The following is an 18271-nucleotide window of genomic DNA, read 5'->3' as shown; positions in this document are numbered from 1 at the left end:
CACCGTCGATGGCCCCGGCGTGCGCGCCTACTACGCCAACCGCAACCTGTTCGGCGGCGGTGAGACGTTCCGGCTCGATGCCGACATCTACTATCTCGGGTTGGGCAACGACCCGTTCGCGACCCAGCGCAAGATCGCCGGGATCGGCACCAACGGATTGGGCGGGCGCCTGTCGGCGACCTACGTTCAGCCTGCCCTCGGCGGCACGCGCAACGACTTCCTGGCCAACGCTTTCATCACGCGCGAGGTGCAGCAAAGCTACCTGGTGGATGGCGGCGGGGTCTCGGCCGCGATCCGGCACCGGTTCTCGGATACCTTCTCGGCGCAGATCGGGCTGGACGCGCAGGCCGGTCGCTCGAAGGACGCGCTCGGCACGGTCAATTACCGGCTGATCGGCGTACCGGCCTCGGTGACCTACGATTCCACCGACAGCCTGCTCGATCCGACCAAGGGGTTCCGGGCGATCGCGTCGCTGGCCGCCTATCCCGGGGCGATCTCCTCGCCCGGGATCGTCGTCGCGAAGGCGCAGGGCTCGACCTACTATTCGTTGGACGACGAATCCCGCTACATCCTCGCCGGGCGGATCGGCTTCGGCTCGGTTTCGGGTGCGCCGCTCGGGGACATCCCGGACAATTTCCGGTTCTTCGCGGGCGGCGGCGGTTCGGTGCGGGGCTATCCGTACCGGACGCTCGGACCGATCGGTCCGTTCAACCTGCCGATCGGCGGCCGCAGCCTGCTGGAGGCGTCGCTCGAGGCGCGGATCAAGATCACCGACACGATCGGAGTGGTGCCGTTCTTCGATGCAGGCACCGCCTTCGCCTCGGCCGTGCCGGATTTCGATGAGAAGATCCGGAAATCGGTGGGCATCGGGCTGCGCTACTACACCGGCATCGGCCCGATCCGCGCCGATCTCGCCTTCCCGCTCGATCCCTACAAGGGCGGCCATGTCCGCCCGGCCGTTCTGTATCTCAGCCTGGGGCAGGCGTTCTGAATGGCTGGTTTTTTCGGGAGACTGAGCAAGATCGCCATCCGGCCCAACACATCACCGGGCGTGGCGCGGGTCCCCTCTGCCGTGCCGGAAAGGGGAAGCTTCGCAGCCGTTCCGAACCGGTTCTCGTGCGTTGCGCCCCTCGGCGTTGAAAAAGCTATCGCGCTCGCGCTGACCTGCCTTCTCCTCCTCGCCACCCTCTCGCTGACGATCATCACACCGACCCGCGCGGACGACGGCGAGAAGACCGTGCTCGGCGGTTTGCTGTCCCGGGCGCTCTCGACACCGTCCTCGCGCGTGGCGATCGGGGCGGTGGACGGTGCGCTGTCCTCGGACGCCACAATCCGCGACGTGGCGGTGAGCGATCGCGACGGCGTGTGGTTGAAGCTCGACCGGGCCCGGATCGTCTGGCGGCGCCTCGCGCTGCTGTCGGGCCGGCTCGAGGTGGACAGCCTGGAGATCGGGCGGATCGACGTGCTGCGCCGGCCGATCCCCGGCCCGACCCCGCCGGAGGCCAAGCCGGACGGGAAGCTGCTGCCGGACCTGCCCGTGAAGGTCGAGATCAAGGGCTTCAAGCTGGCCGAGCTGGTGCTGGGCGAGCCCGTGGCCGGTCAGCCGGCCCGGCTCTCGGCGGAGGGCAAGGCGCGGCTCGGCGCGGCCAGCGAAGGGCTCGACCTGCAGGCCCGGGCCCAGCGTCTCGACGCGGCCGGACGCTTCCTGCTGTCCCTCGTCTACGTGCCGCAGGGCGACCGTTTGGAGCTGAAGGCCAACCTGGTCGAGCCGGCCGGCGGACTGTTATCCAAGGCGGCCAACGTTCCCGGCACGCCTCCGATCGACTTCGACCTCGCGGGCACCGGCACGCTGGATGCCTGGAACGCCCATCTCGATTTCACCGCCGGCCCGGATATCGGCGCGAAGGGCGGCGCCAAGATCTCCCGAATCGGCGCCGAGCGGCGGCTCGCCCTGGATCTCGCCGCGCGCATCGAGGGCCTCGTGCCCGGTCCAGCCGCATCGGTCTTCGCCGGCACGACCAAGCTCGACGGCGGCTTCGCCTTCGCGGATAGCGGCGCCTTCCGGATCGACCGGCTGGAGCTGACCTCGCGGACCGCGCGGCTGGCTGCCAGCGGCAGCCTGACCAAAGACCGGATCGCCGACCTGACGCTCCAGGCCCGCGCCCTGCCCACCGAGGGCGCGGTCACCAAGGCCGGCGAGGCCGAGATCGGCGCGTTGGTGTTCGACGGCAGCGTGAAGGGGCCACTCGCCGCGCCGACTGTGCGGGGTACCCTCGAGGCGGCCGGCCTCCGCAGCCGGGATTCCGCGCTCGACCGGATCGAGGCGCGCCTCGGGATCGATCCCCAGGGCGACCCGTCCGCCCAGCATTTTTCCATCACGGCGGACGGCAAGATCGACGGCCTGCGGTTGGCGGACCCGGCCCTGCGTCGCGCTCTCGGCAGCCGCGCGCAACTGACCCTGCGGGCGGCCTCCGGGCCGGACGGGGTGATCGACGTGTCGAGCCTCCGGATCGAATCCGACACCGCCAAGGCGAACTACGCCGGACGGGTCGGACAGAACACGCTGACCGGCACCCTCGACGCCGCGCTGCCGGACCTGGCGATGTTCTCCGGCCTCGCCGGGCGCGGGCTCGCCGGGAGCGTCGATGCCAAGGCGCGCCTCAGCGGCGACCCGGCCAGGAAGGCGCTGGCGGCAGACCTGACCGTCACCAGCGCCGGCCTTGCCACCGGCATCGCGGCGGCCGCCCGCGCGCTCGGCCGCGCGCCGACGCTGCAAGGGCGGGTGTCGCAATCCTATGACGGCTACGGATTCGATCATCTGCGCCTGGAGGGCTCGGGCCTGACCGCGACCCTGCAGGGCGAGGCGACCTCGGCCAGCGCGGATGTCACCGGGCGGATCGACCTCAAGAGCCTCGCCGACCTAGACGGACGCCTGACCGGGCGCGCCGGTATCGACGCGCGCATGACCGGCTCCCTCGAGCATCCCCAACTCGCCGCGAACGTCACGGCGCCGGCCGCAACCGCGGACGGCAAGCCGATCCGCGACCTGCGGGCCGAAGCCATCGTCTCCGACGCCCTGCTGGCGCCGGACGGTACGCTGACGCTGTCCGGCGACGTCGCCGGCAAGGCGCTGCGCGGCGGCGCCCACGTGGCGAGGACGGGGCCCGACTGGGTGCTCGACCGGCTCGACCTCAACCTCGGCTCGGTGGCCGTCTCGGGCAACGCCATCGTGGCGGCCGAGACCTGGCTGTCGGCCGGTACGCTATCCGTGAAGGCGGCCAATCTCGCCGACATCTCCCCGCTCGCCCCGGAGCCCGTGGCCGGCCAGCTCGATGCCACGGTCACCCTCTCCCGGGACGGCGGCCGCCAAGATGCCGCGATCCGGGCGACCGGTGCCGCGCTGCGCTACGGCGCCTATGGCCTCAATCGCCTCGACGCCGACCTGAGGGGCCGCGACCTGCGCGCCCATCCCGTCCTCGACGGACGCCTGGACGCCGACCGGCTCCTTGCCGCCAGCCAACAGATCGATACGGTCCGGCTCGCCGCGATCGGCAGCCCGACGGGCAGCGACGTGACGCTCACCGCCAAGGCGCGTGGCTTCAACCTCGACGGCGCAGTCCGGGTAGTGCCGGACGACGACACCCGCATCGAGATTCAGCGCCTCTCGGCTGCCCGCGGCGGCGACCGCTTCGCCCTGACCGGACCGGCCTCCGTGACCTTGCGCGACGGTGGCGCGGTGATCGACGGATTGTCGATCGCGGCGGGCACGGGCCGGGTCACGGTCTCGGGCCGGGCCGGGCGGGATCTCGATCTGAAGGTGGCGATCCGCGCGCTGCCCCTGTCGTTGGCCCGGATCGCCGCGCCCGACCTCGCCCTCTCCGGTACGGTGGACGGCGATGCGGACCTCCACGGCCCCGCGGCGAGCCCGGAGGGTCATTACGCGCTCACCGTCTCCAAGCTTGTGGCACCCCAGACCCGGCAGGCCGGCCTGCCGCCGGTCGATGCCAGCGCCAAGGGTGCCCTATCGGACGGGCAGGCCAGCCTCGACGGCCGGATCACGGCCGGGCGCGGCGTCGCCCTGACGGTGGCGGGCTCGCTGCCCGTTGAGACCGGAGGCCCGCTGAACCTGCGCGCCCGCGGCACCTTGGACGCGTCCCTTGCCAACACGCTGCTGAGCACCGGCGGGCAGAGCGTCACAGGGCGGGTCGCCATCGATGGCGGCGTCACCGGCACCCTGGCGGCGCCCAAGGCCCAGGGTTCGGCGGTGCTGAGCGGCGGCAGTTTCACCGACCCGGTCAACGGCATCCGGCTGACCGCGATCGACGGGCGCGTGACCGGCCGCGGCGACAGCCTCGTGGTCGAGAGCCTGACGGCGTCCGCCCGGAACGGCGGCCGCCTCTCGGTCACAGGGCGGGTCGCCCTAGAGCCGGATTTCCCCGGCCAGTTCCATATCACCGCCGACAAGGCGGAGCTGGTCTCCAGCCCGCTGATGAATGCGGTGTCGAGCGTCGATCTCACCCTGGCCGGCCCGCTGGCCCGGACGCCGCGGATCGCCGGCCGGATCGACATCGTGTCGATCGACGTGGCCGTGCCCGATCGGCTGCCCTCAACGGTGAAGCCCCTGCCGGGCGTGCGCCACGTCAACACGCCGCCCGACGTCCGGGCGCGGCTGGCGCTGCGGGCGGACCGCAAGGCGGCCGTCACACCCGGCAAACGGCAGAAGAAACCCGCCGTGCCGTTCGATGCCACCCTCGACGTGCGCATCGAGGCGCCAAGCCGGATCTTCGTGCGCGGGCGCGGCATCGATGCAGAGCTCGGCGGATCGCTCCGAGTCACCGGCACGTCGCGCGCGCCGAACGCAGTCGGTGGCTTCGGCATGCGCCGCGGGGTGTTCCAACTGGTGGGGCAGCGTCTCGATTTCAGCCGCGGCAACCTGACCTTCGCGGGCAGCCTGACCACGCCGGAACTCGATTTCGCCGCCGAGACCAAGGCCGGCGACGTCACCGCCCGGGTTGCGGTGAGCGGCTACGCGGACGCGCCGCAATTCAGCCTGACCTCCGATCCGGTCCTGCCCCAGGACGAGATCCTGTCGCGCCTGCTGTTCAAGAAGGCCGCGGGCGGCCTGTCGCCGTTCCAGGCACTCCAGCTCGCGCAGGCCGTGGCGCAGCTCTCGGGCGGTGCGGCCGGGCCGGACGTGTTCGAGCAGGCCCGCAAGAGCCTCGGACTCGACAGCCTCGACGTCTCCACGGGCGCCAGCGGCGGCCCGGCGCTCGGCGCCTCGCGCTACATTTCGGACCGCGTCTCCGTCGGTGTGAAGGCGGGCGCCAAGCCCGCCGACACCGCAGTTGGCGTCGATTTCGACGTGACGCGCCGGATCAAGCTGAAGGGCGAGGCGGGGAGCGATGGGCGCACCAGTCTGGGTGTTGGTGCGGAATACGAGTGGTAGGAGCGGGGCGTTCCTTGCTCCTCCGCTTGAAGCGACTGGCGTGCCGTCGATGATGGGCGCAATGCCTCACCCGTTTGCGGGCTGACGGATCCACGGATCGAGCTGGGCGATACGTGCGCAGGACCAAGCGAGGCTCCCTTCTCCCGTGCGGAAGAGGCGGCACGTCGCATCCTCTGAAAGCCGATATGGGAACATCGGAGTCCGCAAAGGCGGAGGGGGGTGCGGACCTCCGGGTTCGCTTCTCCTGCGTGACTGATCGATCAATGACCGGATCACCGTCCACCACATCACGGTGTGCCCTCACCTTCAAAACCCACACCCCTTCAAACACCTCGGGCGAAGATCCGTTGGCCGGGCGCGACAAGTCTGCTTAGGTGTCGAAGTAAGCCGCGCGGTCAGCCGCGGTTCGGGTGGGAAACGCGAAGGGCGATGGACGAGCTTTTCGAGACGGATGACGATCCGGAGGTCCCGGAGGGCGGCTTCCTGCGGATGCTGCCGATCATCAACCGACGCGGCCTCCACGCCCGCGCCTCGGCGAAGTTCGTGCAGACCGTGGAGCGCTTCGACGCTGTGGTGACCGTCACCCGGGCGGGCGAGACCGTTGGCGGGCGGTCGATCATGGGCCTGCTGACGCTGGGCGCCGCCATGGGCACCCGCATCGCCGTTACGGCGGTCGGCCCGGATGCGCAGACCTGCCTCGACGCCATCGAGGCCCTGCTGGCCAACCGGTTTGGCGAGGACGAGTAGGAGGCCTGCTCAGGTCTCCCGGCCGGGCCACGTGCACAGGTCCGAGACCGGGCAGCGCGGGCAGGCGGGCTTGCGGGCCGTGCAGGTGTCGCGCCCGTGCCGGAACAGCCAGACATGGCCGCCGTCCTTGAACCGCTCGGGCACCGCAAGGGCGAGGCCGTCGGCCACCGCGTCCACCGTGCCGCCAGGGGCCAGCGGGATCCGGTTCGAGACCCGGAACACATGGGTGTCCACCGCGACCACCGGTTCGTGGAACGCGAAATTCGCCGTCACCTCGGCACTCTTGCGGCCGATGCCGGGCAAGCGGCGCATCTCGGCCGCGCTGCGCGGAACCGTGCCGCCGTAGGTCTCGATCAGGGTCGCCGACAGCTTGACGATGTTGCGCGCCTTAGACGGCCCGAGCCCGACCGGCCGGATGATGTCGGTGATCTCCCCCTCGCCCAGTGCCCGCATCTCCGCCGGATCCTTGGCCAGGGCGAACAGCGCGTCGGCGATGCGCGCCACCGTTGGGCCGGTGGATTGGGCCGAGAGCAGCACGGTGACCAGAAGCCGGAACGGATCGGTGTCGTCGAACCCCGCCTTCGGGTCCGGATCGGCCGCGGCGAAGCGCGCCATCACGGCCTCGACCCGCTCAGGTGTTCCGGGGGATGCGGGCGCCGCGGGGCCCTTGGTCCGGCGGGGTTTGGGCCGGAGGCCGTGGAGTGTGTCGCGCGCCATGGGGACCAGCTAGGGTCGCGATGGCCGGACCGACACGCGGCGGATTGACGGACCCACTCAGCCCCGCGCCCGGCGCCAGCCCACCGGGCCGGCGCTGAAGTTGAGCATGCCGACCGCGATCGCATCGACACGGCGCAGCAGTGCAAGCCGCAGCACCCCGCTCCGGGCGGTGAGGCGGCCGGCCAACCCGATCCGCGCGGGCTCGGATGGTGCGGTGGCGGCCGGAGCGCGATCGTCGAAGACCGGTACGGAAACGGCCTGGGGCGCCCAGCCAGCGGGCCGTACGCCGAGGAGGCGGTCGGCCGGGATCGTCCGCGTAAGGCGCGCACGTTCCGCAGGCCGAACCGGCACCGCGACGAGGCCGCCACCGCGGACCGGACGACCGAGAGTTGCCAAGCGGGTGCGGATCGCACGATCCACCACCTCGGCGGCATCGTGCGGCGCGAGGGGGCCAGCCTGCGCGTCCCGGCTCCAGGCCAGGGCGAGGCCGGGATGCGGCCGCTCCGAAGCGGGCTCCCGCTCCGCCGTCACGGTGAGGCCGCCCTGTATCACGGTGAAGCGTTGCGCCATCGCCTGTTCCGATCCTTCGACCAACCGTCCCGTTTCGGGACGCGGGGGCGCCCCGAAGGCGCCGTTCGGGTCGATGGCTTCAAGGACGGTGCCGCCCGGCGGATCAGCCCCCCGGAATTGCCAACGGGTTGTCGGTGAGTGCCGCGGCGTCGGGCGCGTCCACCCGTGGCCGGCCCAGGAACGCGTCCCACAGGCGCTGGACGAAGGCCGGGTCGAGGTCGCGCAGGATCAGCACCAGCCGCGAGGTGTGGTCGGGGTCGGGCCAGGCCGGCAGGGTCAGGGGCGCGTGGAACACGTGTTGGACCCCATGCACCACGATCGGGTGCTCCGGGTCATCGGCCAGCGCCACGATACCCTTGAGCCGGAGCAGCTTCGGGCCGTGGCCGGAGCGCAGCAGGTCCATAAACATCTCGAAGGCCGGGCGCGGCACCGGCGCGGCGCTGGTCAGGCACACGGCCTGGATCGCCGCATCGTGGCGGTTCACGTCGGCCTGGTGCGGAAGTTCCAGGGCCGCGTCGCCGAGCCAGGCGCGAACGTCGGCGCCCTTGCCGTCGAGGCCGAACAGCCCGCCGAGCAAGTCCTCGGCCGGCGCGTCCGGGGGCAGGATCGGGGCTGCCGGGTTGAGGGCGGCGAGCCGCGCGCGGATCCCGGCGGTGTCGCCGGCGAGGTCCGCCTTGGTCAGGACGATGCGGTCCGCCACCGCGGCCTGCCGGACGGCCTCCGGGTGGGCGTCGAGGGAGGCGGCACCGGTCGCCGCATCCACCACCGTCACCACCGCCTGCAGGCGGTACCGCAGCACCAGGTACGGGTGATAGATCAGCGCGTGCAGGATCGGCGCCGGGTCGGCCAGCCCGGTGGTCTCGATCACAACCCGGCGGAACGGCGTGATCCGGCCGTTGTCGCGCTTGCGCAGCAGGTCCTCGAGGGTGGCGATCAGGTCGCCCCGCACCGTGCAGCACAGGCAGCCGGCGCCGAGCAGGACCATGTCCTCGTCGATGGACTCAATCAGCAGATGGTCGAGCCCGATCTCGCCGAACTCGTTGACGATCACCACCGTGTCGGCGAGTGCCGGATCGCGCAGCAGCCGGTTCAGCAGCGTGGTCTTGCCGGCTCCCAGGAAGCCGGTGAGCACGGTGAGTGGGATGGGCTCCGGGCGGCGCGGATCCGAGACGGGCGAGGCGGTCGATGACATGGCCGCCGAGATGGGGTTTTTCGGGTCCGGAGGCAACGCGTCGGCGTGCGATGCCGGGCTGCCGCTACTCCTCGGCGGCGGCCTTCTTGCCCTGAGGCTTCTTCACCTCGGCCTTCCGGGCCTCGGGCTTGGCCGACGACCGCTGGGCTGCGGGCTTGGCGGGGGACTTGGCGGCGGGCTTCGAGAGGCCCTTGCCGGGCTTGGCCTCCGGCATGCCCGGTGTCTCGACGGACGTGTAGGCGCTGGCGTTGCGCGGCAGGCCGTGGGCCGGCTTCGCGGCGACCTTCGAGGCCGGCTTGGCCGCGGCCTTGGCGGCGCTCGCCGCCTTGGCCTGCTCCAGCCGGGTCTCACGGGCCTGCTTGGCGGCCTGCAGCGCGGCCTCGCGCTTGGCCTTGGCGGCTTCCAGCTTGGCGGCGCGCGTGTTGGCGGCTGCGGATTTCTGGGCGTTCTCCTGGGCCTCCAGGATCTGCTGGCCCTCCGCCGGGTTGCGGCCGACCCAGACCGCGATCGGCTGGAGCGGTGCCCGCGGCGGCAGCGTCCGGGCGCGCAAGGCCGGGCTGGAGAAGGCCGCCATGGCGAGGGCGGGGGAATTGGCTGCGGAACCGCCGATGAGCTGCGCCGCCGAGCCCGGAGCGCTGACCGCGCCGGCGCCGTCGTCGATCGCGGGGGGCTTCTTGCCGCCGCAGACGTAGGGGCGGATGTCCGGCGGCGCGCCGAGCGCGGAGGCCGGCAAGGCATCGAGGGTCGGGCTGGTCCAGCCGGCGCTCTGGGTGAAGGCGTAGTCGAACAGGTCGGCAGCCTTCACGTCGCGCTCGCGGGGGCTCGGCTGGCCCATCACGATGGTGATGACCCGGCGGCCGTTGCGCGAGGCGGTCGCCACCACGTTGAAGCCGCCCGAGCAGATGAAGCCGGTCTTCATGCCGTCGGCGCCGGGATAGCGGCCGAGCAAGCCGTTGTGGTTCGCCATGACGGCGCGGCCGAACTGGATCGCCGAGATCGAGAACAAGTCGTGGGAATCCGGGAAGTCGCGGATCAGCGCCCGGGCCAACACCGCCATGTCGCGGGCCGAGGTCCACTGGCGCGGGTCGGGCAGGCCGTTGGGATTGGTCCAGCGGCTGTCGCGCATGCCGATCCGCTGCGCGGTCTCGTTCATCTGGTCGGCGAAGCCTTCGACCGAGCCGCCGAGCGTCTCGCCGATGGCGTAGGCCACGTCGTTGGCCGACTTGACCATGATGATCTTGAGGGCGTTGTCGAGGGTCAGCTGCGTGCCCGGCTTGAAGCCCATCTTGGAGGGCGGCTCGGAGGCCGCCGCCGCCGAGATCGTGACCATCGAGTCGAGTGAGACCTTGCCCTGCCGCACCAGATCCAGGGCGACGTAGGTGGTCATCAGCTTGGTGATCGAGGCCGGGTACCAGGGATCGGTCGGCGCCTGGGCGTAGATCACTTTGCCGGAATCGACATCGACCACGAGGATCGGGGCAGTGACCGCATTGGCGGCCTGGATCCCGATCAGGCTCGTGCCGAGAAGACCCGTCAACGCCGCGAGTCCGACGGTTACGCGCCGGAGGAGAGAAGAGGACATTCGAGCCCGACTCGTCAGAGGATCGCCAGGGTCGGCGCCGAGGCACCGGACGTCCGGCCGGCAGGCCGGGATTCTCGCGGCCCGGACCGCTGGAGGCGATCGTCGTGCTGCATCACGGCATGAACGTCGCTACCGTGGCAAGAGCAAGGCGAGACGCGACCGCGGGTCTGCCTGGCCCGGCGGCCAGTGGTCCGCGGGCCATCCGCCGCTTATGTGCGGGATGGCGGTGAGGCGAGAAGAGTTCGGGAACAGCGGTGGCTTACGCGGTCAAGGAAATCTTCCACACCCTGCAGGGGGAGGGCGCCCAGGCGGGACGCGCCGCGGTGTTCTGCCGATTCGCCGGCTGCAATCTGTGGTCGGGTCGGGAGGCGGATCGCGCAGCCGCGGCCTGCCGGTTCTGCGACACCGACTTCGTCGGGCTGGACGGGGAGGGCGGCGGACGCTTCGCCGACGCGGCGGCGCTGGCCGGCGCCATCGCGCGGACCTGGTCCGGGGGGCCGGAGAGCCGCTACGTCGTGTTCACCGGCGGCGAGCCGCTGCTCCAGCTCGACACGCCCCTGATCGAGGCCGTGCACGCCGAAGGTTTCGAGATCGCCATCGAGACCAACGGCACGCTGCCCGCCCCCCCGGGCATCGACTGGATCTGCGTCAGCCCCAAGGGTGCCAATCTTCTGGCGCAAAAGACCGGGCACGAATTGAAGCTCGTCTATCCCCAGGCCGACGCCGACCCAGCGGATTTCGTCGGCCTCGCCTTCCGGCATCGCTTCCTGCAGCCGATGGACGGCCCGGAGCAGCGCGCCAGCACCCAGGCCGCCATCGCGTATTGCCGTCAGGACGCCCGCTGGCGCCTGTCCTTGCAGACGCACAAAATCATCGGGATACCGTAGGGAGGCCGGACGCGCCGTTCGCCACGCCGACCGTCGGGCCTGCCTTGGCTGAACAGGGCCATGATCTCCCTTCCCGAGCCGATACCAAGAGGAGTGGCGCTGTGGCCGACGCCCCATGCGGCGCGATCCGGGCTGCGCTCAACGCATCACCCCTCCGAGGGGCCGCACCAGCCGGGCAGGTAGCCGGCGTCCTTGGACTTGGCCAGCGCCATCGCCTTCTCCAGCGCCTCGGAGAAGTCGGCCTCGATGCGCTTCTCCTTGATGTTGCGGCGTAAAAAGTCCGCCCACAGGAACTCACTGAACGGCGTCGTGTCCTTGGCGAAGCCGCCCGCCCGGCGCAGCTCGCCTGCGAGGCTGCGGAACGGATCGTCGACGAGGTCCCCGATCGCCTTCGGGATAACCTTGAAATCTTGGCGGACGCCCGCGGCGTCGTAGGGGTAGACCCAGGATTTGTGGTCGCAGACCGTCCAGAACGCATCCTTCTCCAGGTGATGCAGGTCGGCCAGCACCGTGACCAGCACGCTCTCGACGCCCTCTTCCTGCAGCGCCCGGGAGAGATGGTGGTGGTCCACCACGTAGTGGCGCTTCTTCGGGCCGAGCACGGTCGGAATCAGGTGCGCCCCGAGGAACGCCTTCTTCTTGTCGCCGTCGTAGCTGCGCCAGCGCCGCCGCTTCTCCTCGACCTCCCGGTAGCCCACCGTCATCTGCGTCGGGCGCAAATCGGCGATCGGGATCGGCTTCAGAAGCGGCTCGCGGACGGGCATGACCTGGGCTTTCTGCGTTGTTCTGTCGCGCAGATCACACAGACGGTCGTGCAGCGGAAGTGCGACGCGGCTGGATCACGCTCACGATTTGCCGAGCGGTCTGGCGCGCACAGCGTCCAGCACGAACACCCTGATCGCCGAGGACAGGTTCTGGCCGCCGCGCCCGGCATCGATCGTCCCGACGAGCGCCTGGACCGACTGGCCGCGCGCCTCCGCAACCTCCCGCAACGCCGCCCAGAACGGATCCTCCAGGGATACGCTGGTGCGGTGCCCGGCGATCACCACGGAGCGCTTGCTGATGCCCGCGCTCACGCCGGGTCGGTCACGAACGGGGCAGTCATGCGGTCGCGTCCGGATCCGGCTCCGCGCGCTCGAGCCGGTGGCCCTCGTGGCGGTCGATCTCGAGGGCCTTGCGCCGCTGCTGCAGGGTCTTGGCCTTCTTCGGCCGCCCGAAGGCGATCCGGTTCTCCTCGGCCTTGGCATCCTCAGCCGCGCGGGCCTTGGCTTTGCGGACCTGGCGCAGGTTGATGATCTCGGCCACGGATCGCCTCCCAGTTCTCGGTTGGGGGCAGGGGCCCCAAGTCACCGGGGCTCCGTCCCGGACCCCACGAGGTCCCGGACCTTGTGGGGTCCGGGATGTGTCAGCGACTCAATCGGCGCTGGGGGCCAGCATCGTCTCCGGCCGAACGACGCGCTCGAACTCCGCCTCGGTGACGTAGGCGAGACGCAACGCCTCCTCCTTGAGGGTGGTGCCGTTCTTGTGCGCGGTCTTGGCGATCTCGGCGGCCTTGTCGTAGCCGATCGACGGGGCGAGGGCGGTCACCAGCATGAGCGAGCGGCTCATCAGGTCGGCGATCTTGTCCTCGTTGGCCTTGATTCCGACCACGCAATTGTCGGTGAAGCTCACCGCGGCGTCGGCCAGCAACCGGATCGATTGCAGCACCGCGTTGGCGATCACCGGCTTGAACACGTTCAGCTCGAAATTGCCCTGCGAGCCGGCGAAGCTCACCGTGGTGGCGTTGCCGACGACCTGGCAGCAGACCATGGTCAGCGCCTCGCACTGCGTGGGGTTGACCTTGCCGGGCATGATCGAGGAGCCGGGCTCGTTCTCGGGCAGCGACAGCTCGCCGAGGCCGGAGCGCGGGCCGGAGCCGAGCAGGCGGATGTCCTGGGCGATCTTGAACAAGCCGGCAGCCAGCGCCGACAGCGCGCCCTGGGTGAACACCAGCGCGTCGTGGGTCGCCAGCGCCTCGAACTTGTTGTCGGCGCTGGTGAATTCCAAGCCGGTCAGCGCCGCGACCTGAGCGGCGAATTTCTCCGCGAAGTCGGGATGCGCGTTGAGGCCGGTTCCGACCGCGGTGCCGCCCTGGGCGAGCGCCAGCACGCCGGGCAACGTCGCGGCGACGCGCGAGCCACCGAGCGCCACCTGGGCGGCGTAGCCTGAGAATTCCTGGCCGAGGGAAACCGGGGTCGCGTCCTGCAGGTGGGTCCGGCCGATCTTCACGATCGATGCGAACGCCTGCGCCTTGGCGTCGAGCGCCGTGTGCAGGTGCGTGAGCGCCGGCATCAGCCGGCCACTGATCTCCCGGGCCACGGCGATGTGCATGGCGGTCGGGAAGGTGTCGTTCGAGGATTGGCCGCGGTTGACATGATCGTTCGGGTGGATCGGCGTCTTGCCGCCGCGCTGGCCCCCCAGGGCCTCGTTGGCGAGGCTTGCGATGACCTCGTTGGCGTTCATGTTGGACTGGGTGCCCGAGCCGGTCTGCCAGACCACGAGCGGGAATTCCGCGTCGTATCGGCCGGCCACCACCTCGGCGGCGGACGCCGCGATGGCGTCGGCGAGCTTCGGCTCCAGGGCGCCGAGGTCCTTGTTCACCAGCGCGGCGGCCTGCTTCACAAGGCCCAGGGCGTGGACCAGCGGGGCCGGCATGCGCTCGGTCCCGATCTTGAAGTTCTGGATCGAGCGCTGCGTCTGCGCGCCCCAGTACCGGTGGGCCGGGACCTCGATCGGCCCGAAGGTGTCGGACTCGGTGCGGGTGGCGGTTCCGGTCTCGGTGGGCGACATCGTGGCCTCTACGTTTGGTGCAGTGCGGTGCCTACTTAAATGAGGCGCGGATGAATCGCGATGCCGGTTTTCCCCGGCGCCGGACAAGAGTGGGGCTCTGTTCCCGCCGGATAAGGAGCCGATGAGCGCGACGATCGACCGAACCGACCGCGATCTGGCCGAGGGCACGTCCGCCCGGTTCCGCCCGCCCGTGCCGCGCCCGCTGCGCGAGCCGCTGGGCCTGTTCGACTTCCTCCGGGCCGCCCGCAAGAACCCGATCACGACTTGGATGGAGGTGCACTTCAAGGAGCCGATCGTGGCCGCCGATGGCGCCATGGGCCGGATCACCGTGGTGAGCGACCCGGCTTTGATTCGCTACCTACTGGTCGAGAATGTCGAGGGTTACCGCAAGGACGATCTGCAGCGCCGGGTGCTGGCGCCGGGCCTGGGCAACGGGCTTCTGAGCGCCGAGGGCGACGAGTGGCGGCTCCAGCGCCGGACGCTTGCCCCAATCTTCAACGCCCGCACGGTGCAGGGCTTCTATGACGCGATGAACGCGGCCGGGGCCAAACTGGGGCGCCGCCTCGCCCGCCGGGGCGGCAAGCCCGTCGACGTGGCGCTGGAGATGACCCGCGTCACCCTCGACGTGCTGGAGCGGACGATCTTCACGCAAGGCCTGCCGGGCGATCCGGACGCGCTGGGGCGCGCCATCACCCGGTTCCTCGAGGCGGTCGGGCCGATCGATCCGCTCGACGTGTTCGGCGTGCCCGACTTCGTGCCGCGCATCGGCCGCCTGCGGGCACGGCCGGCCGGGCGCTTCTTCGCCGAGGTGGTCGACGAGCTCATCGCCGGGCGCAAGGTTCTGATGGGGCGGGACGAGGCCCCCCGCGACCTGCTTACCCTCCTGCTCGCCGCGCAGGATCCCGAGACCGGTAACGGCCTTTCGGACCTCGCCGTGAAGGCCAACATCGTCACCTTCATTGCGGCCGGCCACGAGACCACGGCCAATTCGCTGACCTGGGCAGTCTACTGCCTGTCGCAGGATCCCGCCGCGCAGGCTCGGGTGGAGGCCGAGGTCGACGCGGCGGGCGCGGACGATTTCGCCGTGGAGCAGCTGCCCTACACGCGGGCGGTGATCGAGGAGGCGATGCGCCTGTTCCCGCCTGTGCCGTTCCTCAGCCGGCAGGCAACCCGGGACGACCGGCTCGGCCGGATCAAGATCCCGCGCGGCTCGCTCGTGATGGTGGCGCCCTGGGTACTCCACCGCCATCAGACGCTGTGGCAGGATCCGGAGGCGTTCATCCCGGAGCGCTTCCTACCTGAGAACCGCGACGTGATCCCGCGCTTCGCCTACCTGCCATTCGGGGCCGGCCCGCGGGTCTGCATCGGCCAGAGCTTCTCCATCCAGGAAGCCGTGATCGTGCTGGCCCACGTGGTCCGGGCGGTGCGCTTCCACCTGCCGGCGGACCACCCGCCGGTCAGCCCACTCCACCGGGTGACGCTGCGGCCTGAGCACGGCCTGCGGATGGAGGCCGAGCTGCGGCGTTGAATGGGTTGCCGGGGTACCCGGCAGTTCGCACCTTCTGGGTCGGCCGGAGCGAGCCCTCCCGATGTCCAACACAGCAGCACTCGCTACGCTGGACTACGCCGGGCAGGTCGCTCGCGTCCTGCGGTCCAAAGCCAAGATGAAGAAATTCGTAGCGGAGCGTTCGAAACTTCAGGCCGAGACTCTGAAAGTCGGTCGGGATCGCATGCTTATTCTGCTCTCCATCGGCTTTGCCGGCACGGTCGCCGGAGCCGCATTCTTCGGGCCCGGGTGCGGCTATCGTCAAACTGTTCGGCTGTGATGACTGCCTGGTAAGGAGACGGACTGGCCCGAGTGCTTCGCCATATCGGACTGATTTTTGGGCGTATGCTTCAATCGCCCCAGCGTGCCTCAAGCCGGCGTGTGTTGCGATCATAGATGCGCGCAGCCACGAAGAGCCCCCCAGGACCAAGCGTCGACATGGCGACGGCGATCGTTAGGATTTGAAAGGCGTAGCTCTGGGGCATCCTGCTACGCGTCTGGGCGCAGGAACAACCGGATCGCGATCCGCCAGATCAAATGTCGGATGGGAGACGCGAGCAGGAAAGCTTAGCCGCTATTGACGAAGACATCTGCGGGATGCTGAACCAGCGGACTGATGAACGTCGTTCCGAGCGTGAGGAGCGCCGTATTTTCGAAGATGGTCGCGACGGGCTTGAAGCCCTCATCGAAGCGTTTCGCACGATTCTTGCGCTCCGCCGCCGACAAGAGGGGCTCCGCAAAAGTCTCGTCCACCGGTGAATCCCCGAGCCCTCGATTCGGCCCGGTGAGTTCAGCTCTTCTTCCGGAACGCGTCCAGGCTCACGACCTCGGCGCTGCCCTCTTCACCGTCCTTCTTGGCGGCGGGGCGGGGGGCCTTCTCGTCGGGCTTGTCGCCTTGCGCGGCGGGGGCCGGCAGGCCCTTCGGAGCGGCCGAACCGATCGTGGCGAGCCCAGACCCCTTGGGCCGGACCTCGGTCGGCTCGGAGCCGGCCCCGCGCGGGCCGGTCTTGGCCTGGGTGGCGTTGGCCTCTTCGGGCGCCTCGCCGGCCTCGCTGAGATCGAACTTCAGGCCGAACTGCACGGAGGGGTCGAAGAAGCCCGACAAGGCGTCGAACGGCACCAGCAGCCGCTCCGGCACGCCCGAGAAGGACAGGCCGACCTCGAACGTGTGCTCATGGACGCTGAGGTCCCAGAATTGGTGCTGCAGGACGATGGTCATGTCCTGCGGGTATTTCTCGCGCAGGGCCTGCGACATCCGCACGCCGGGCGCCTCAGTCCGGAACGAGACGTAGAAGTGATGGTCGCCCATCAGCCCGTCCCGGGCGGCATCGGTCAGCACCTTGCGGACGACGCCGCGGAGGGCGTCCTGCACCAGGAGATCGTAGCGAATCAGGTCGTCTGCCATCTGCGGTCGCGCTCTAGCCCGGTCTGCGCCCGGCGCCCCGCCGCGGATGGCCGGACCGAGGAAATGAGTGACGGCTTCTGGTGCCGGGCGCCTTCATACCCCGCCTCCACGATGCGAACCGCGAGGACTTTAGACCGATCTTGGAAACCGCTTACGCGGCCACCGCCACCGAAGCAAAAGTGTCGTTGGCGACTCTTGCAAAGGCCCGATAACGGCGGAACCATACCGAACGAAAGATCAACCTTTACGCCTTCGTCGAACCTGCTTCGCCCCCGCCTAAGACCAGTCCAACTCCGTCGGCCTTGCGGCCATCGGTCCTGGGCTCAGGTGGAGGCGCCGGGTACCGCCCCCGGGTCCGATCGGTTTATTGCGAAGATCGTTTATCGCCATAGCCGGCCTCGCGACCGGCTCCCAAGATATAGAGGGGATCGGTCCGGTTTTGAAGCCCGATCGTGTCGCGCCACTGTCTCAGGGCGAACCTCTTGACCAGGCTGTTGCCGGAAGTGCGCAGTTGAGCCGTCCCGCGCCCATGCTCGACCGGATCTGGGGGGTGATCTGGCGGCTCGCACTGCTGGTCGGCCTCGTGATCGTCTATCTCGGCGCCGCGAGCCTGCTCTCCCTGGTGACCGTCCGGATCGGGTTCGACCTGTGGGCGGGGATCGATCCGTTCCTGCCGACCGAGCGCCGACCGTTCCTCGGCGCCGTGGAACTCGCCCACCGCGCGTTCGCGGTCGATGCCCTGCGCCAAATCTACCTCGCCGCCCTGGTTCTAGGCGGCGCCTGGTGGCGCGACCCCGCCGGCTGGCGCCGACGCCTCGCCCTCGACCGCGAGCGCCCGAACGGGATGCGGCCGGTCGCGCTGCTGGCGCTCCTCCTGGTCTGGCCGGTGCTGCACATCGCCTGGGTCACAGGCACCGCCGAATTATTCGGCGCGAGCTTCGGCCAGCGGGTGCGACTGTCGCCGTTCATGAGCCAGAGCGCGGTCGCGGCCTGGTTGCTCTATCTCGCGGTGCTGGCGCCCGTTGCCGAGGAGCTGCTGCTGCGCGGGGAGGCCTTCGCCCGCGCCCGGGACGCCCTGGGGCCTTTGGGGGCGGTGCTGATCACGGCCGTGATCTTCGCGGCGGCCCATGTCTCGTCCTGGGGGCTCGCCCGGCCGGTCTCGCTGCTGCCGCTCGCGCTGGTGCTCGGCTGGCTGCGCTGGCGCACCGGCCGGCTCTGGCCGGGCATCGCGCTCCACGGCTGGTCGAACCTCGCTTTGGTGACCTACGTGCTTTGGCCGACCTGAGCGCGTGACAAGGGCGGACCGGGTCCGGCGATGACGGTGGATAGGCGGGCCGCGCGCTTGCCGGC

Annotated in this window: 17 protein-coding genes and 1 other RNA gene (1 of these 18 only partly in view); 7 read left to right on the top strand and 11 right to left on the bottom strand. The window is 70.3% G+C overall.

Going from position 1 to position 18271, the window contains the following annotated elements:
- The 3 genes from FVA80_RS12490 to FVA80_RS12480 all read left to right on the top strand — a co-directional run.
- Positions 1 to 991, top strand: the 3' portion of a protein-coding gene (locus tag FVA80_RS12490; RefSeq protein ID WP_147907493.1) for a BamA/TamA family outer membrane protein. The gene continues 953 nt to the left of window position 1, outside the view; the window shows 991 of its 1944 coding nt (coding positions 954-1944); the start codon falls outside the window, past its left edge; the stop codon is at positions 989 to 991.
- Positions 992 to 5446 (top strand): translocation/assembly module TamB domain-containing protein, encoded by a 4455-nt coding sequence (locus tag FVA80_RS12485; protein ID WP_246692386.1) that lies wholly within the window; start codon positions 992 to 994, stop codon positions 5444 to 5446.
- Between the two features lie 429 nt (positions 5447 to 5875).
- Entirely contained in the window at positions 5876 to 6193 is a 318-nt protein-coding gene (locus FVA80_RS12480; protein ID WP_147907485.1) for an HPr family phosphocarrier protein, read from the top strand.
- A 9-nt stretch (positions 6194 to 6202) separates the two neighbouring features.
- Here the strand turns inward: FVA80_RS12480 and nth are convergent, their stop codons facing one another.
- The 4 genes from nth to FVA80_RS12460 all read right to left on the bottom strand — a co-directional run bounded on the left by nth (position 6203) and on the right by FVA80_RS12460 (position 10254).
- Positions 6203 to 6808, bottom strand: coding sequence for an endonuclease III (nth, locus tag FVA80_RS12475; RefSeq protein WP_246692385.1), 606 nt, complete (start codon positions 6806 to 6808; stop codon positions 6203 to 6205).
- A 159-nt stretch (positions 6809 to 6967) separates the two neighbouring features.
- On the bottom strand, positions 6968 to 7480 hold the full coding sequence (locus FVA80_RS12470) for a hypothetical protein (RefSeq protein ID WP_147907483.1): 513 nt from the start codon (positions 7478 to 7480) through the stop codon (positions 6968 to 6970).
- 103 nt (positions 7481 to 7583) lie between these two features.
- Positions 7584 to 8672 (bottom strand): GTP-binding protein, encoded by a 1089-nt coding sequence (locus FVA80_RS12465; protein ID WP_147907482.1) that lies wholly within the window; start codon positions 8670 to 8672, stop codon positions 7584 to 7586.
- A 64-nt stretch (positions 8673 to 8736) separates the two neighbouring features.
- Entirely contained in the window at positions 8737 to 10254 is a 1518-nt protein-coding gene (locus FVA80_RS12460) for a D-alanyl-D-alanine carboxypeptidase family protein (protein ID WP_147907481.1), read from the bottom strand.
- A gap of 254 nt (positions 10255 to 10508) precedes the next feature.
- Here FVA80_RS12460 and queE point away from each other — a divergent pair, with 254 nt between their 5' ends.
- Positions 10509 to 11141, top strand: coding sequence for a 7-carboxy-7-deazaguanine synthase (queE, locus tag FVA80_RS12455; protein WP_147907480.1), 633 nt, complete (start codon positions 10509 to 10511; stop codon positions 11139 to 11141).
- 146 nt (positions 11142 to 11287) lie between these two features.
- On the opposite strand, the gene FVA80_RS12450 is transcribed toward queE, so the two are convergent.
- The 4 genes from FVA80_RS12450 to fumC all read right to left on the bottom strand — a co-directional run bounded on the left by FVA80_RS12450 (position 11288) and on the right by fumC (position 13970).
- Positions 11288 to 11905: a ParB-like protein gene (locus FVA80_RS12450; protein WP_147907479.1), complete on the bottom strand. Its 618-nt coding sequence runs from the start codon at positions 11903 to 11905 to the stop codon at positions 11288 to 11290.
- An 81-nt stretch (positions 11906 to 11986) separates the two neighbouring features.
- Entirely contained in the window at positions 11987 to 12217 is a 231-nt protein-coding gene (locus FVA80_RS12445; RefSeq protein ID WP_147907478.1) for a ribbon-helix-helix domain-containing protein, read from the bottom strand.
- A 25-nt stretch (positions 12218 to 12242) separates the two neighbouring features.
- Entirely contained in the window at positions 12243 to 12446 is a 204-nt protein-coding gene (locus FVA80_RS12440; protein WP_147907477.1) for a DUF4169 family protein, read from the bottom strand.
- Between the two features lie 108 nt (positions 12447 to 12554).
- Entirely contained in the window at positions 12555 to 13970 is a 1416-nt protein-coding gene (fumC, locus tag FVA80_RS12435) for a class II fumarate hydratase (RefSeq protein ID WP_147907476.1), read from the bottom strand.
- A 121-nt stretch (positions 13971 to 14091) separates the two neighbouring features.
- On the opposite strand from fumC, the gene FVA80_RS12430 reads away from it, so the two are divergent.
- The gene (locus FVA80_RS12430) at positions 14092 to 15498 is read left to right on the top strand and encodes a cytochrome P450 (RefSeq protein WP_147907475.1); all 1407 of its coding nucleotides are present in this window, start codon (positions 14092 to 14094) and stop codon (positions 15496 to 15498) included.
- A gap of 61 nt (positions 15499 to 15559) precedes the next feature.
- The gene (locus FVA80_RS12425; protein ID WP_147907474.1) at positions 15560 to 15796 is read left to right on the top strand and encodes a hypothetical protein; all 237 of its coding nucleotides are present in this window, start codon (positions 15560 to 15562) and stop codon (positions 15794 to 15796) included.
- Between the two features lie 287 nt (positions 15797 to 16083).
- On the opposite strand, the gene FVA80_RS12420 is transcribed toward FVA80_RS12425, so the two are convergent.
- From FVA80_RS12420 to ssrA, 3 genes are all read right to left on the bottom strand, one after another.
- On the bottom strand, positions 16084 to 16269 hold the full coding sequence (locus tag FVA80_RS12420; protein ID WP_147907473.1) for a hypothetical protein: 186 nt from the start codon (positions 16267 to 16269) through the stop codon (positions 16084 to 16086).
- 37 nt (positions 16270 to 16306) lie between these two features.
- Entirely contained in the window at positions 16307 to 16921 is a 615-nt protein-coding gene (locus FVA80_RS12415; protein ID WP_147907472.1) for a ClpXP protease specificity-enhancing factor SspB, read from the bottom strand.
- 66 nt (positions 16922 to 16987) lie between these two features.
- Positions 16988 to 17369, bottom strand: a transfer-messenger RNA (tmRNA) gene (gene ssrA, locus FVA80_RS12410).
- A 63-nt stretch (positions 17370 to 17432) separates the two neighbouring features.
- Between ssrA and FVA80_RS12405 the strand changes: the two genes are divergently transcribed.
- Complete coding sequence (locus FVA80_RS12405) at positions 17433 to 18206, top strand: CPBP family intramembrane glutamic endopeptidase (RefSeq protein ID WP_246692384.1); 774 nt, start codon at positions 17433 to 17435, stop codon at positions 18204 to 18206.
- Positions 18207 to 18271: the final 65 nt, after the last annotated feature.

Origin of the sequence: Methylobacterium sp. WL1 (genome assembly GCF_008000895.1) — a bacterium.
Classification (GTDB): Bacteria; Pseudomonadota; Alphaproteobacteria; order Rhizobiales; family Beijerinckiaceae; genus Methylobacterium.
The sequence above is the reverse complement of the archived record's forward strand: the minus strand, read 5'-3'. Positions and strand labels throughout refer to the sequence as shown.

Bases quoted from the DNA above. Each gene is read 5' to 3' on its own strand.
- FVA80_RS12485 (WP_246692386.1), top strand. From the start codon at position 992: ATGGCTGGTTTTTTCGGGAGACTGAGCAAGATCGCCATCCGGCCCAAC.
- FVA80_RS12480 (WP_147907485.1), top strand. From the start codon at position 5,876: ATGGACGAGCTTTTCGAGACGGATGACGATCCGGAGGTCCCGGAGGGC.
- nth (WP_246692385.1), bottom strand. From the start codon at position 6,808: ATGGCGCGCTTCGCCGCGGCCGATCCGGACCCGAAGGCGGGGTTCGAC.
- FVA80_RS12470 (WP_147907483.1), bottom strand. From the start codon at position 7,480: ATGGCGCAACGCTTCACCGTGATACAGGGCGGCCTCACCGTGACGGCG.
- FVA80_RS12465 (WP_147907482.1), bottom strand. From the start codon at position 8,672: ATGTCATCGACCGCCTCGCCCGTCTCGGATCCGCGCCGCCCGGAGCCC.
- FVA80_RS12460 (WP_147907481.1), bottom strand. From the start codon at position 10,254: ATGTCCTCTTCTCTCCTCCGGCGCGTAACCGTCGGACTCGCGGCGTTG.
- FVA80_RS12450 (WP_147907479.1), bottom strand. From the start codon at position 11,905: ATGCCCGTCCGCGAGCCGCTTCTGAAGCCGATCCCGATCGCCGATTTG.
- fumC (WP_147907476.1), bottom strand. From the start codon at position 13,970: ATGTCGCCCACCGAGACCGGAACCGCCACCCGCACCGAGTCCGACACC.
- FVA80_RS12430 (WP_147907475.1), top strand. From the start codon at position 14,092: ATGAGCGCGACGATCGACCGAACCGACCGCGATCTGGCCGAGGGCACG.
- FVA80_RS12425 (WP_147907474.1), top strand. From the start codon at position 15,560: ATGTCCAACACAGCAGCACTCGCTACGCTGGACTACGCCGGGCAGGTC.
- FVA80_RS12415 (WP_147907472.1), bottom strand. From the start codon at position 16,921: ATGGCAGACGACCTGATTCGCTACGATCTCCTGGTGCAGGACGCCCTC.